This window comes from Pseudomonas sp. H1_F01 (genome assembly GCF_054681425.1).
Map to the genome: position 1 here is coordinate 1,744,713 of NZ_CP162823.1, position 14,716 is coordinate 1,759,428.

Consider the following 14,716-nt stretch of genomic DNA (forward strand, 5'->3'; position numbering starts at 1 on the left):
ATTTTTGACTGTCTCGTCCTGAATAAGGTTTACACCTTCTGACCTATCCTCAGGAGGAACCAATGGATTCAGGAAAAAAGCGCAGTCAGCGTGATTACACGCTGAGCTTTAAATTGGCGGTCGTCGATCAGGTTGAAAAGGGCGAACTGAGTTATAAAGAGGCTCAACGGCGTTATGGGATCCAGGGCCGGTCGACTGTGTTGGTGTGGTTACGCAAGCATGGACGGCAGGACTGGAGCCAAGGCGCCTCCATTCGTGCCCAGAGGAACCGACCGATGGCCGAGCCAAATTTGCCGCTGACACCAGAGCAGCGAATCAAGGAGCTGGAGGAAAAGCTGGCCCTTGCCAACCAGAAAGCCCAATTTTTTGAAGCTGTCGTTGACGTACTAAAGAACGATTACGGTGTTTCTGTCGTAAAAAAGCGATCCGGCAAGTCCTCACCCAAGGGCAAATCGAAGGCCTGAGTGTCACCAGGGCTTGCCAGTTTCTGGGCATCTCACGGCAGGCGTATTACAAGCGCAATCGAGCTTACGACGCGCAAGCCAGCCACGCGCAAAAGGTGCTGGGGTTTGTGCTGGAGACACGCCTTGAAATGCCCCGGTTGGGCACCCGCAAGCTGCATGGCCTTATGCAATCCGAACCTGAACTGACGCAAACGGTAGGCCGAGATCGGTTGTTCGATATTTTGCGGGATCATCGACAACTGGTCCCACGCAAACGCGCTTATCACAAGACGACCGACAGCCATCATCGCTTCCGTCGACATCCGAATCGGCTCAAGCCCGGCCCTGACCAGGTCACTGCGACCGGCCCGGAACAGGTCTGGGTGGCGGATATAACCTACTTACCGACCGAGCAAAGCGTCGCTTACGTAAGTCTGGTCACTGATGCGTTCTCGCGCAAAATAGTCGGCCATCACGTGCATGAAAGCCTGCATACCGAGTCAGTCATCCGGGCGATGACGAAAGCTCTTCGCCACCGAAGAACCAATCAACCGTTGGTACATCACTCAGATCGGGGCTCGCAATACTGCTCTGATCTCTACCAAAAGCTGCACGCCAAACATGGCGTCAGGTGTTCGATGACTGATGGCTACGACTGCTACCAAAATGCTCTAGCGGAACGAGTGAATGGGATTCTGAAAACAGAATTTCTTTTACACCGTCCCAAAGACCTTGCCCAAGCCAAGCGCATGGTTGAGGAATCGATAGAAACCTATAACCGTAAGCGACCTCATCTGTCCCTGAAATACAAAACGCCCGATGCGGTGCATCGGGCGTTTTGAGACTGAAACAGGTGTAAACCTATTTCAGGACTAGACAGACTGCAGAAAAACCATTGTGGCGAGGGGATTTTGTGGGAGCAAAGCTTGCTCGCGAAACAGTCGCCCCGATTCCTGGAAGACCGCATCACCTTCATCGCGGGCAAGCCTTGCTCCCACAGTATCCCTCGCCACAGGTGTTCACTTCAGGCCTTGTCCGGCTTGGCCAGCAGCGTGTAGACGCAAGGCAACACGAACAGCGTGAACAAGGTACCAATCGACATCCCGGTGGCGATCACCGTGCCAATGTCGAAGCGGCTCACCGCCCCGGCGCCTGTGGCGAAGATGAGCGGCACCATGCCGAACACCATTGCTGCGGTGGTCATCAGTACCGGTCGCAGACGAGTCGACGCGGCTTGTTCCACGGCTTCGCGCGGTGTCAGGTTCTGTTCCCTGCGCAGCTGGTTGGCGAATTCGACAATCAGGATCCCGTGTTTGCTGATCAGTCCAATCAGCGTCACCAGGCCCACCTGGGTGTAGATGTTCATGCTCGACCAGCCGAGGAACAGCGGAATCAAGGCGCCGCAAATCGACAGCGGCACGGTCACCAGGATCACCAGAGGGTCCCGGAAGCTTTCGAACTGCGCGGCCAGTACGAGGAAGATGATCGCCAGTGCCAGGGCAAAGGTCACCCACAACGCGCTGCCTTCCTGTACGAATTGGCGCGAAGCCCCGGCGTAATCGAAGGCGAACCCCACCGGGGCTTCCTCCCGGGCGATCTGGCGGACGGTCTCGATCGCCTCGCCCATGCTCACGATGGGAAAGCCCGAAATGGTCACCGCATTGAGCTGCTGGAACTGGTTCAGTTGTCGCGGTCGCGCCCGGTCGCTGACCTTGATCAGGGTCGAGAGCGGGAGTGATTCACCCTTGGCATTTTTCACGTAGTAATTGTTCAACCAGTCCGGGTTGTCCCGGAAGGGGCGTTCGACCTGGGCAATGACCTTGTAGCTGCGTCCCTCGAGCGTGAAGCGGTTGATCTCGGCTTCACCCAGCAGTGTCGCCAGGGTACCGCCCAGGTCCTGCATCGAAACGCCCATCTGGGCGGCCTTGGCGCGATCGATATCCACCACGACTTCGGGCTTGTCGAACGCCAGGTCAATGTCCATGAAGGCGAACTTACCGGATTCCAATGCGCGCTTTTTGACCCGGTCGGCGATCTCCAGCAGCGTCGCATAATCCTTCGGCGAGTTGATGACGAACGCAAATGGCAAGCCTTCACCGGTGCCCGGCAGCGAGGGCAGGTTGAAACCGAAGATCTGCAAGCCAGGCACGCTTTCCAGCTTGGCCTGGACCTCTGGCAGGATTTCCATCTGGGTTCGGCTGCGTTCGTTCCAGGGCTTGAGCAGGAAGCCGCCGATACCCGACTGTACGCCGTTGTAGCCGTTGATCTGGAACGAGGAGTAGTACTCCGGGAACTCCTTGAAGATGGTAATGAAGTGATCGGTGTACGTGTTCAGGTAGTCGAGGTTGGTTGGCTGCGGGGCGCTGGCCATCATGAAGATGATGCCCTGGTCCTCGTCGGGGGCCAGTTCGGACTTGGTGAACATGATCAGCACCGGGATCAGCAGCAGGACGATCACGGCGAACACCAGTACCACCGGCCGGGTGTTGAGCGTGCCGTGAAGCATGCGCTGGTAACGGCTCTTCAAGCGCTCGAAAACCATGTCCAGCCTATGGGCCAGGCCCGAGGGGTTCTCATCGTGGCGCAGCAGCATGGCGCACATCATCGGTGACAAGGTCAGGGCGACGATGCCGGAGATCACCACCGCCCCGGCCAGGGTCAATGCGAACTCCTTGAACAAAGCGCCCGTCAGGCCCTGGAGCAGGCCGATCGGCGCGTACACCGCCGCCAGGGTGATGGTCATCGAGACCACCGGCATGGCGATTTCCCGGGCGCCTTCTATCGCGGCGTCGAGTGGGGTCTTGCCTTCCTCGATGTGCCGGTGGATGTTCTCCACCACCACGATGGCGTCGTCCACCACCAGACCGATGGCGAGCACCATGGCCAGCAGGGTCAGGAGGTTCATCGAGTAGCCCATCAACTGCATGAAGAACATCACGCCGATCATCGACAGCGGGATGGTCACCACCGGAATGATCACCGAACGCAGGGCACCGAGGAACAGAAACACCACGACAATGACGATCAGCACCGCCTCGAACAGGGTTTTCACCACTTCGTCGATGGAGGCCTGGATGAACAGGGTGGCGTCGTAGGCGATCTCGGCCTTGAGGTTGGCCGGGAGCTGGGCCTCCACGTCCGGCATGATCTTGCGCACTTCCTTGATCACATCCAGCGGGTTCGCACCGGGTGTGGCCTTGATCCCGATGTACACCGAGGGCGTGCCACCAAAGGAACTGATGGAGTCGTAGTTCTCGGCGCCCATTTCCACGCGGGCCACGTCCCGTAGCAACACGCGGCTGTCGCCGTCGGTCTTGAGCGGGATCGCGCCGAAGGCCTCGGCGGACTTGAGTTCGGTGTTGGCGTTGATGCTGGTGACCACATACTCGCCTTTCACTTCACCGGCGGCGGAGAGGAAGTTGTGCTGGCGCACGGCATTGGTCACGTCGGCGGCAGTCAGACCGAAGCCGGCGAGCTTGACCGGGTCCAGCCACAGGCGCATGGCGAAGACCTGGTTGCCGAGGATCTCCGCCTCAGCCATGCCTGGCAGGGTCGCCAGTTTGGGCTGGATCACCCGTGACAGGTAGTCGGTGATCTGCGGGTTGTTCAGTTCCTTGCTGAAGAAGCTGATGTACATCAGTGCCGAGGCATCGGCGGCCTCGCGGCTGAGGACTGGGTCCTCGGCATCCTGGGGCAGCTGGTTCTTGACCTCGTTGGCCTTGGCCAGCAGTTCGGTAAAGAGCCGATCGCTGTTGGAGCCGATGCGGGCATAGACCGAAATCACCGAGAAATTCTGGCGGCTGACCGAGGTCATGTAATCGATGCCCTCGGCACTGGCCAGGCTCTGCTGCATCGGCTGGGTAATGTAGCCCTGGATGGTTTCGGCGTTCGCCCCGGGGTAGGCGGTGGTCACCGTGATCAGGGCGTTCTCCATTTGTGGATACTGACGCAGGGGTAATTTGCTCCAGGCCTGGAAGCCCAGCAGCACGATCAACAGGCTGACCACGGTGGCGAGCACCGGACGGCGGATGAATGGATCGGTAAAAGCCATGGGGGTTCCTTGATCAGTCCACGCGCGGTGGGCTGTTCTGTTCGGTCAGGGTCTTGTCGTCGCTGATGGCGATCGGCGTGCCGTTGTCGAGTTTGAGCTGGCCGGCGATCACGACTTGCTCGCCGCGCTGCACGCCTTTGGTAACCAGCACCTGCCCGTCGCGTCGCTCGCCGGTTTCTACGGAACGCCGTTCAGCGATCAGGACCGGCTGGCCCTTGTCGTCTTTCTCGACATTGCCGTCGGCGGTTTTCTTCTGGCTCACCACGTACATGGAGTTGCCATAGAGGGTGTAGGTCACGGCGCTTTCCGGCACGACGATTCCGGCGGCCACGTCCGGCAGGATCACCTGCAGGTTGGCGAACATGCCGGGCAGCAGCTTGCCGTCGGGGTTGGCCAAGGTGGCACGCACCAGCACGTTGCGGGTGCTGTCCTCGACCTTGGGGTTGATCGCGCTGATGGTGGCGACGAAGTTTTGCCCGGGGTAGGCCGAGACACTGACGTTGACCGACTGGGCAACGGCGAGCCTGGGCACGGTTTGCTCAGGGATGTAGAAGTCCACGTAAAGGCTGCTGAGGTCCTGCAGGGTGGCGATCATCGTGCCGCTGGCCAGGTAGTCGCCAACGTCCACCTGGCGAATGCCGATGGTGCCGCTGAATGGCGCCAGAATCTGTTTTTTGGCCAGCGAAGCCTTGAGCTGGTTGACCGTGGCCTGGTTCTTCTTCAGTTGCGCCGAGAGCCGGTCGAATTCACCCTTGGAGATCGCCTGGCTGCCCACCAGTTGTCGGCCGCGACCGAAATCCAGTTGTGCCAGGCCAAGGTCGGCCTCGGCGGTTTCCAGCAGGGCGCTTTCGACTTCACTGTCCAGTTGCAGGAGCGGCTGGCCGGCCTTGACCTTCTGCCCCGACTGGAATTGCACCTTCTGCACGGTCCCGGCGATTTCCAGGCTCAGGTCCACGCCTTGCAGCGCCTTGAGGCTGCCAACGGTGGGCAGGCGAGCTTGCCAGGGTTGCTGGGCTGCCGTGGCCACGGCCACGCTGACCGGCGGTTTGGGTGCAGAAAACATCTGGATCTGCTGGTAGACGGAGAAGGCCTTGTAGCCGGCGAGCAACAGCACCACCAGCAGGACAACACCCAACATGATCAGCATGCGGCGTCGCAGCATGTTCCACTTCCTTGGAAAAGAGCTGAGAGAAAATACAGATAGGCGGGCACATTACTCTGAGTGTGCGGGCTATTCCAGATGTTGGCGGGTCGGTGATGCGTGGGTTTTTTCCGAAAAATCAGGGAGCTCGGCACCGAGGTGCTTCGCTCCCTGGCTCAGGCCAGATGCAAATGGTTGTCCCAGAGCCCTGCCGGCAGATCCAGTGGTTTTGCAACCAGTTGTGTCTGTCGGCAATCATAATAGCGGCAACGCCCTTGGCCCGACGTCACGACAAACCCGTCGGCCACCGCACCCACGCCGGCACAGTCCGGCAGCGGCGCATCCAGGCGTACTTCGCCACTGTCCAGGTCCCAGATGAAGAAGCGGTTGCCGCGAGGAGCGGTCAGGGCCACCAGGCGCAGGTCGCTGTGCACGGCGACGCTGGCGGTGTAGTGCCCCATGGCCTGCAATTGCTCTTCGGGCACCGGGAACGCCTGGAAAGGCTGGCCCGGCCGCTTGATCGCCAGCAGTTCCGAGGACTCGTGGGCAGCGCCCATGAACTGCTGGCCGGAGACGATGGTGCCGTCGCTGGCGACGCCCAGGTGGCGCACGCTGTTCATTGACTGGGCGAGGGTTTCCTTGCTCAGCAGGGTGCCATCGCGTTGCATCAGCACCAGGCTTGGCTCCATGGCGTCGAGGTTCATTTCGACCCGGCTTTCGGCCTCGGTGCGAATGCCGCCATTGGCCACCACCAGCGTTTCGCCATCAGGCATCCATGACACCTGGTGCGGCCCGATACCATGGGTGGACATCTCACCGCTGTGCACCAGTCGCTCGCCTTCGAAACGGTACACGCCCAACAGGCCGCGTCCCGGGTCGGTGGTGTCGTTCTCGGTGGCATACAGCCATTCGCCGCTTTTGTGGATCACCGCATGGCCGTAGAAATGCCGGTTCGGTAACGAAGTGATGGTTTGCAGCAGCGTCCCGTCGCGCAGGTCGATCAGGTAGCTTTCGGTACCTGGACGACGGGCGACGAACAGCGCAATCGGCTGCGTCGGATGATTGATGATGTCATGGCAACGCTGGCCTACCTGGGTGGCGAACACCCGGGTGCCGTCCAGTCGATAGCCAACGGCGTAGTGCTTGCCGTCGCCATCGTCCCGTGCCGAAAGCAAGAGTGGGTGCTTGTCCTTTTGCTTGAACAGCGTCCAGCCGCCCAGGGTGACGGCGCCGAGCAGCAAGCTGCCCAGTGCCAGAACCTGACGTCGAAACATGATCAGTCACCGTCGTTGGCATTGAAGCCCAGTTGAATGCCCAGCGCCTTGGCCAGTTCGCCTTCGTGCAGGCGATGGACGACGTTGAGGCTGTCATACAAATCGTTGAGTTGCTGGCGCCCGGCATCGTCGTTGAGCATTTCGGTCAACGAGCGCTGGCTGCTGGCGAACAGTTTCAACGAGGCATCGTAGGCGGCATCGATCTTGTCGGCCAGTGGCTTCTGGTCGCTTGGCAGCAGACCGCGCAGGCCCTTGTTGTCCACGCCTGCCCAGACGGTCCTGGCCGCACTCAGGCTGGCCTCCAGGCCTTGCAACGACGACTGGCTGCGCCAGGCATCGGCCTGGAACGGCTGTGGCACGCCTTTGCTCTGGCGGCCCATCGGAGTGCCGAGTTTTTTCTTCAGCGTGTCCAGGGCAGTGACCTGGACACGCAGCAGGTCAGCGATGGCCTCGTGGGAATCGGCGTAGCGCTGGTTGGGGAATTTGCTCATCTGGGCGAGCATGCCGTCGTTGGTGTTCCAGCGCGACAGGATCTCTTCGGCCAGTTGTTTCTGGCGTTCGCCGATGGCGGTGAGCAGCGGGCAATACTTGGCTTTTTGCGCGCTGTCGGCCATGTCGATCTTGGCGTCGAACAGCAGGTATTCATAGGCCGAGAGGCCCTGGACCACGACGCTGGACTTGGCCAGGCCGGCGGCGTCGATCTGTGGCTCGCTGTTGACCAATTGCTCGACCTGACGGCCCACCAGGTTTTTCTTGTCCGGCCAGAACTGCACCTGCCAGGCGCGGTTGCCCTCGGCCAGCGGACCGATCAGCAGCGGTTGCAGCTCGGCCCAGGCTTTTTGCGCCTTGAGGAAATCGGCGCGGGCGGTTTCCAGGTTTTCCTTGCCTTGGCAGAACGCCAGGGCGCTGGTCGCCAGTTGCCGGTCGGCATCGACCCAGCGGCTGTAGGTCGGCAGGATCACTTGCTTGGCGATGGCGGCCGAGGTGACCGCTTGCGGGTCCTGGGGCGAACAGGCACCGAGGGCGATGGCGGCGAGGCTGGTGAACAACAGCTTGGGACGGAACATGTCGTGCTCCCACTTCTGGAAAAGGCGTTTAAAGGGAATTCAGGAAGGCCAGCAACGCAGCGCGCTGCTCGGCATTGAACGCTAAAACCTGGCGCTGCGCCGCTTGTGCTTCGCCGCCATGCCACAGCACGGCTTCGAGCAGGTTGCGGGCCCGACCGTCATGCAGGAACTGGGTGTGGCCGTTGACGGTTTCGGTCAGGCCGATGCCCCACAGCGGCGGGGTTCGCCAGTCACGGCCGCTGGCCTTGAATTCGCTGCGGTTGTCCGCCAGGCCTTCGCCCATGTCGTGCAACAGCAGGTCGGTGTAAGGGCGGATGACCTGGTTCGCCAACTCCGGTTCGGCAGCGTTGGCGGCGGTGGTGTATTTCGGTGTGTGGCAAGACTGGCAACCGGCCTGGAAAAACAGATTCTTGCCCGCCAGCACCTGGGGCGAATTCACCTCGCGCCGGGCCGGTACGGCGAGGTTGCGGCTATAGAACAGCACCAGTCGCAGGATGTTGTCGCTGACTTCCGGTTCGCCACCGGGGCCATTTCCGCTGGGCGCGCGCTTGCAGTCGACCTGGCTCTCGGTGCAATCGTCGAAGGGCCGCAGGCTTGTCGTCAGGCCCATGTCGCCGGAGAACGCGTGGACGTTCTGCTGGTTGAGGTTGGGCTGTCCGGCCTTCCAGCCGAACCGTCCCAGGACGGTTTTTTGCTGGGCATCGTCCCAAACCTGGTTGGGACGCCCGGCGATGCCGTTTTTCTCCCGGGCCTGGGCTTCGGCGTTCGCCAGGATGGCTTCGTCGGGGATGGCCTCGAGCAGCCCCAGGCCGATCATCGGCGGGGCGACGCGGGCGGAAAAACGCGTGTCCGGGTGCATCGGTCCATAGGCCAGTTGGGTGATCTGCAGGTCCGGCTTGCGCAGTTCCACGATGGTGCCGTCCTGGAAGCGTAGCGGAACCGGCGTGTAATCGACCCGCACCTTGCCTTCCGGAGCGACGCCGGGCACGGACATGTCCTGCAATTGCCCACCGTAAACCGGTTCCGGTACCACCCCGAGTTGCTCGATGACCTTGGCGTAAGGCGGCGCGTCGGGGATCGACAGGCGCACCAGCATCGATACCGCGCTGGTCGCGTCCGGCGTTGGCGGGTGGCCGCGACCGTCCTTGATGTGGCAGTTCTGGCAGGCGTTGGTGTTGAACAAAGGCCCGAGGCCGTCGCGGGCAGTGGTGGTCGAGGGGGCAATCACCCAGGGGCTGCGGAAGAAACTGTTGCCGACGCTGAAATCCACACGCCGCGAGGGCGACAGGTTGGCCGAGGGCAGGGAAAAGGCGTTCTGATCCGTCTTGCGTACCGTCGCGGCGCCACCGGAACGGGCTTCACCCGGTTCGGCCTGGGTAAAACGCGGGGCATCATCGCAGGCGCTCAGGCCCAGGGCCATGAACAGCGCACATAAACGAAGAGGCAACGACGGCATCGGGCGTCCTGGGAGATGAGTGAAAACGAGGGCGCAAAGTCTAACAGGGCGGGGCGGTTTGAATAAGAGGGATTATCGTTTGGTTTTTGAGCAGCACCTTATCCAGATTACCAGGCTGCTTTTCTAAGGCTTGGCTCCAGCGTCCAGTCATTCTCTCCCTAACCGTTCGTCGGCGATCGGCTCTGACCTGTCAATCCTGACAGTAGCCAGCGTCCCCTACCTGAAGTCTCATGGCTCCATGCCGAAAAGCCGCGCGCCCTCCGTTTGTCAGGAACCGTCATGGACATTCAATCCCCTGCCTTGAACGAACTATTCGATCTGATTCCCGTGATCATCATGGGGTGGGTGACGCCAGTTAAACCGGCCGGCATTGCGGATGGCGGTATCCCCAAGAGCCTTTACGACGATCAGCCCAGAGGGCTGAGATGTCTGATCGACCCGTGGAGCGAACTCCAGCGACGTTCCTGGACAATGGCTGTGGATGATCGAGCTGATTTATACGTCAATGACGATCCCTTTCCGGTGGCTGGCAAAGATGTAGGGCCCGGAGAAGAACAGCTGCGCATGGAGTTGTATGTGCCCCATGGGCGGTTGTTGCATGGCATCAACCGGTTGCATTACAAGGTAACCCGTCCCAGTCAAAACGGTGAGTCATCCAGGGACCTGCACGTGCTTTATCACTTACGGGCACCGGGTGAGCCGGCGCCCCAAGGCCTGGATCTGGTGATCCCGTCGGATGTGCTCCGTGATGGGGTCAGCGCCGAGCGGGCGGCGCAGGGTGTGGCGTTTGGTTTTACCTATTCCAATCCGCGAGATTACGACAGCATCAGGTTTTTAGTGGGCGATGTGACCGTTCCAGTTGACGGATTTGATGCCTCCAGACCGGTGACGCATACGCTGTTTACCGACACATTCAGACAGGCAGGGGACAACCCCAATACAGCGCTCCAGTTCACGGTGACTGACCAGTTGGGCAACTCCAACCAGTCGTCGATCAAGTACTTGGATATCCATTTGGACCGCGTGCTGATTGCTCCTACTCTTACCAATGTCAAGGATTCCACCGGCCAGGAGATTCCTGACAGAGGCGAAACAACCAGCACCACCTTGGCGCTGTCGGGTCAGGCAAGTAATGGCAAGGAAATCGAGGTCTACGACGGCAGCGGAGCCAGTGCCGTCCCTAAGGGCAAAGCGCTTACCGATGCGACAACTGGCCTATGGACCAAAGAAATTACCGTCCCGGTCGGTGCTCGCCGCCTGTATGCAAAGTCGCTCTACCACCCTACGAACATATATTCGAACGTACGCACCCTGACCGTGATGCCTGAACCCCTAAGCATCGATACCAGCGACGCCATTCTCGACCAGTTAATGTTTAGAGCCGATAAGTTTCCTGATCGTCCGCCAGTAGGGGCGTTCGTAGAGCGGATACCGTCGGGAGGTGTGCCTCCCTATATCTATACTTCCAGCGACCCAGAGGTGGCAGAGCTTTTTTCATCATCAGAACCGCGGGTTGTATCGAAGCGCTCAGGGACCGCTACGATAACCGTTGGAGATCAAATGGGTGCACGCGTGTCTTACCGAGTCATTACTTCCAAGGTTTGGCTGCTGTTTGACTTAGGCAAAGACAATGATTGGCAGACATATTGGAATTGCTCGGGGGCTGCGTGGACCGCCGGAGGGGGCATCCCTGACCTGGTGACTTGGGGAGCACTTCGAACCATCCATGACGGCGACCCAGGTTTGGGTGACTCGCGTGCATGGACTTCGGACCAAGGTCCTGGTGAAAGGACTGTTTATACAATCAACCCCAAGACAGGACTCCGAGAGCTACTGTCCCAGGATAGCGACTATGCAAGGGGATGGATGATCAAAGAGGTATGACCTTTCCTTGGCATTGATGCGACGAGACTGGCAACGCTGTGCAACAGGTAAACCCTGCCAGCCAGTTTGCGGCTGCTGCGCAGCCGAGCGGGAGCAAGCAATCTCCCTTGCCACGGGGGGTTAAGGCTGGACGACAGCCCCCGGCACTAACGGCAGCTCCAGCGTTGCGATGAACCCGCCGCCAGGATGATTGCCCAGCACCAGCGTGCCGCCATGGCGTTCGGCGGCGCGGCGTGCGATGGCCAGGCCCAGGCCATGGCCGGCGGCGGTCTGGCCTGGCGCACGGTAGAACGGCTCGCCCAATTGCCCCAGGTGTTCGGCCTCCACGCCCGGCCCGTGGTCGCGCACGCTGATCAGGATCCGGTCGCCCTGGCGCGCCGCGCGCATCTCGATGGGTTGCCCGGCCGGATTGAAGCGCTGGGCGTTGCGCAGCAGGTTGTCCACTGCTCGCTCGATCATGGTCGGCCAGCCCTTGAGGGTCAGGTCCGCCTCGGTTTCGAGCTGCACGGTTTGTTCCGGTGAGGCCAGTTGCGCATCTTTTTGCAGGGTAACCAGCAAGCCGTTGAGTTCCACCTCTTCGGCGCTGGCGTTGTCGGCATCGACCCGGGCCAGCACCAGGATTTCACTGATCAGCGCTTCCAGGCGATCGCATTCGCGGGTCAGGCGTGGCCAGAGCCTTTCACGTTCCTCGGGGCTGGCCCGTTCAGCCAATGCCAAGGCGATGCGCAGCCGGGCCAGGGGCGAGCGCAATTCGTGGGACACGTCGCGCAGTAGTTGTCGCTGGCTGGTGATCAAGCTTTGCAGGCGCGCGCCCATGCGGTTGAAATCAGTGGCCAGTACGCCGAACTCATCCCGCCGGTTGGCCAGCTTGGCGAGGCTGTTCTGCTGATAGGCGGCCTGGCCCAGGTCATGCACCGCACCACGCAGGCGACTCAGCGGACGGGTGATGGAAAGCGTCACCAACAGGCTGAACAACGTCAGCACCACCAGCGCGATCCCCAGCGCACTGAGGGGCCAGAGCAGGCTGTCGCGGTGCCAGGCATCCAGTTCGGGATGGGGAATGCGGTAAATGAACAGATACGTGTCACCGGTTTTGGCGCTGGTGAATTCGTCGGTCAGTCGCCGCCAGGGCAGGCGTCGCTCGTTGTTGTTCTGCCGAGCTTCGAAGGCCGCGGCGCGATGGGGGAAGGTGCCGCGCACCACCGGGTCGCCGCTTTCGTTGAACACCTGGACGTCGATGTGATACTGGCGCTTGCGCTGTTGCAGGATGTCCTGGGCGGCGTCCTCGCCCTGGCTTTCGTAGGTTTGCGTCCACTCTTCGGGCAGGGTATTGAGACCCGGGTGGCGGCTGAGGATCCAGGCGTCCTGATTGAGCATGTGGCCCATCAGGATCGAAAGCCCTGCAACCAGGGCGATGGCCAGCCAGAAACTGGCCAGGATGCGCCAGAACAATGAACGCACGGTAAATCCTCGAAAACAAAGAAAGCCCAACGGCGATTTGCCGTTGGGCTGGGGGCGTCAATGCATTATTGCGCTTTTTGCGGCTGTTGCGCTTTCCAGGCCTTGAACTCAGCCCACTCGGCGCGACGCTCGGCCTGTTTCTTCTGGATCGCGTCGAACTCTTTCTGCTGCTCAGGCTTCAACAGCCCGCGGATCTGGGCATCGACCTTCTGATGCCGGGCCTCCATTTCGTCCTGCATGGCTTTCTGGTCGGCTGGCGACAGCTTGGCCAGGTACTTGTCTACCAGTTCGCGTTGTTCGTGGCGCTGTTCGCCCATGATCCGGCGAATCTGCTGGCGCTGTTCGCGGCTCAGGTCCAGGTCGCTGAAGGGACCTTTGTCATGCATCATGCCGCCGTGGCGCGGGCCATCCATCGGACCCATCGGGCCGGCGTCTCCAGGCATGGCCATGGCGACGGTCGGCAGGGCAGCAGCGAACATCAGAGCGATAAGGGTCTTGCGCATGGTGTGTCTCCTTGTCTCGTTCCCGGTCAGTTCCGGATGAGTGCAGATTACGGAGATCAAGGTCAGCGGCGGTCAGGGGTGGGTAAAGCTTGGGTAAAGACGGTTTGGTGCGGACCTGACAAATCTGCAGGGCCGGACACAAAGCCCTGTGGGAGCTAGGCTTGCCCGCGATGAAGATAACGCGGTCTCCGAGGGAACCCAGGCGCCTGCATCGCGAGCAAGCTTTGCTCCCACAGCCCCGCGGCGCAGTGTTCAGAGGCTGTAGTAGTAACCACGGCTACGCAGCGCCACGATGCGCGGGCGGCCGTCGGGGTGGGGGCCGATTTTCTTGCGCAGGTTGCTCACGTGCATGTCGAGGCTGCGGTCGTACAGGGTCAGCTTGCGGCCCAGGGCGATCTGCGCCAGTTCCTGCTTGTCCAGCGGCTCGCCCGGCTGCTTGAGCAACGCTTCGAGCAGGCGGCTTTCGGAAACGGTGAGGGTTTGTTCCTGTTCATCGATGCTGACCACGCCGCGCACCGGGCTGAAAGTCAGGTCACCCAGTTCGATCTGGCTGGACACGGCCGTCGGGTGGCTGCGGCGCAGCACGGCGCGCAGGCGGGCGGTCAGTTCACGTGGGTCGCAGGGCTTGGCCAGGTAGTCATCGGCGCCCAGTTCCAGGCCGAGGATACGGTCCAGCGGTTCACCCCGGGCCGACAGCATCAGCACCGGCAGCTCCGGGTGATCGCTGCGCAATTGCTTGAGCAGTTCCAGGCCACTGCCGTCGGGCAGCATCACGTCCAGTACCACGGCTGCCGGGGCGGTTTCGGCCAGGGCCTTGCGGGCACTTTGGCCATCGTGACAGGCCCGGACCTGAAAACCTTCCTGGCTCAACCAGCTTACAAGGAGCTCGCACAGCTCCTGGTCATCGTCTATCAGTAACAGCTCGCTCATGACTCACTCAATTTAGCCATTGCCGACGTTGTCTACGTCCACCGCTGGCAAAGATACCGCACAGCAGGGCCAATAGCGCTACCCCGGCACCGATGACAAACCATTGCTGTTGATCGGTCAACAGGCGTGGCAGGGGGCTGGCCTGGGCCTCCTTGAGTTGCAGCTTCAGGCGCTGGTTCTCCTGGCGCAACCGGGCCAGCAATGCGCTCTCGCGTTCGTTGTCGGCGCTTTGCAATTGCTTGCTCAGTTCTTCGCGCTGGCGTTCGCTGTCTTTCAAGCGTTGCTGCAGTTCGGCGATCTGGCCGCCGGCACTCAGGGACAAAGGCGTCGAATGACTGCCCTCGGCGCTCTCCTCGCCATGGGCGGGTGCCCCGATCGCCAACGTGACCAATAACAGGCACAACGGACCTTTGCGCATTGCAACTCCTGAATTCCAATCGAGATTAGACAGGTTGTCGGCAGGCAAATGAGAAAGATGAGCAACTGGGGGCAATGAGCCGTGAAGG

At 61.0% G+C, this 14,716-nt stretch carries 11 protein-coding genes; 2 read left to right on the plus strand and 9 right to left on the minus strand.

Annotation, left to right across the window (positions count from 1 at the left end; translation table 11 throughout):
• Positions 1 to 62: 62 nt before the first annotated feature.
• Positions 63 to 1,285 (plus strand): IS3 family transposase gene (locus AB4O09_RS07990; RefSeq protein ID WP_085983254.1). Its coding sequence is split into 2 segments (ribosomal slippage): positions 63 to 414 and positions 414 to 1,285, totalling 1,224 coding nucleotides; the frame shifts between segments, so codons are not numbered across the junction.
• A gap of 182 nt (positions 1,286 to 1,467) precedes the next feature.
• Here AB4O09_RS07990 and AB4O09_RS07995 read toward each other — a convergent pair.
• The 5 genes from AB4O09_RS07995 to AB4O09_RS08015 form a co-directional block, all read right to left on the minus strand.
• On the minus strand, positions 1,468 to 4,494 hold the full coding sequence (locus AB4O09_RS07995) for a multidrug efflux RND transporter permease subunit (protein WP_003204898.1): 3,027 nt from the start codon (positions 4,492 to 4,494) through the stop codon (positions 1,468 to 1,470).
• A 13-nt stretch (positions 4,495 to 4,507) separates the two neighbouring features.
• Complete coding sequence (locus AB4O09_RS08000) at positions 4,508 to 5,656, minus strand: efflux RND transporter periplasmic adaptor subunit (RefSeq protein WP_003204895.1); 1,149 nt, start codon at positions 5,654 to 5,656, stop codon at positions 4,508 to 4,510.
• Positions 5,657 to 5,811: 155 nt separating this feature from the next.
• Positions 5,812 to 6,909, minus strand: a complete 1,098-nt coding sequence (locus AB4O09_RS08005) for a DUF1513 domain-containing protein (RefSeq protein WP_003204893.1) — start codon at positions 6,907 to 6,909, stop codon at positions 5,812 to 5,814.
• A 2-nt stretch (positions 6,910 to 6,911) separates the two neighbouring features.
• The gene (locus tag AB4O09_RS08010) at positions 6,912 to 7,976 is read right to left on the minus strand and encodes an imelysin family protein (RefSeq protein WP_003204891.1); all 1,065 of its coding nucleotides are present in this window, start codon (positions 7,974 to 7,976) and stop codon (positions 6,912 to 6,914) included.
• Positions 7,977 to 8,004: 28 nt separating this feature from the next.
• Positions 8,005 to 9,432 carry a di-heme oxidoreductase family protein gene (locus AB4O09_RS08015; protein WP_363809204.1) on the minus strand — a complete coding sequence of 476 codons (1,428 nt, stop codon included), beginning with the start codon at positions 9,430 to 9,432 and terminating at the stop codon, positions 8,005 to 8,007.
• Positions 9,433 to 9,711: 279 nt separating this feature from the next.
• Between AB4O09_RS08015 and AB4O09_RS08020 the strand changes: the two genes are divergently transcribed.
• Positions 9,712 to 11,316, plus strand: a complete 1,605-nt coding sequence (locus tag AB4O09_RS08020; protein WP_003204887.1) for a hypothetical protein — start codon at positions 9,712 to 9,714, stop codon at positions 11,314 to 11,316.
• 120 nt (positions 11,317 to 11,436) lie between these two features.
• Here AB4O09_RS08020 and AB4O09_RS08025 read toward each other — a convergent pair whose 3' ends face one another.
• The 4 genes from AB4O09_RS08025 to AB4O09_RS08040 all read right to left on the minus strand — a co-directional run bounded on the left by AB4O09_RS08025 (position 11,437) and on the right by AB4O09_RS08040 (position 14,628).
• Positions 11,437 to 12,777: a sensor histidine kinase gene (locus tag AB4O09_RS08025; RefSeq protein ID WP_003204884.1), complete on the minus strand. Its 1,341-nt coding sequence runs from the start codon at positions 12,775 to 12,777 to the stop codon at positions 11,437 to 11,439.
• Positions 12,778 to 12,842: 65 nt separating this feature from the next.
• Positions 12,843 to 13,280: a Spy/CpxP family protein refolding chaperone gene (locus tag AB4O09_RS08030; RefSeq protein ID WP_027911855.1), complete on the minus strand. Its 438-nt coding sequence runs from the start codon at positions 13,278 to 13,280 to the stop codon at positions 12,843 to 12,845.
• Positions 13,281 to 13,532: 252 nt separating this feature from the next.
• Positions 13,533 to 14,210, minus strand: a complete 678-nt coding sequence (locus AB4O09_RS08035; RefSeq protein WP_003204879.1) for a response regulator transcription factor — start codon at positions 14,208 to 14,210, stop codon at positions 13,533 to 13,535.
• A gap of 7 nt (positions 14,211 to 14,217) precedes the next feature.
• Positions 14,218 to 14,628 (minus strand): translation initiation factor 2, encoded by a 411-nt coding sequence (locus AB4O09_RS08040; protein WP_027911854.1) that lies wholly within the window; start codon positions 14,626 to 14,628, stop codon positions 14,218 to 14,220.
• Positions 14,629 to 14,716: the final 88 nt, after the last annotated feature.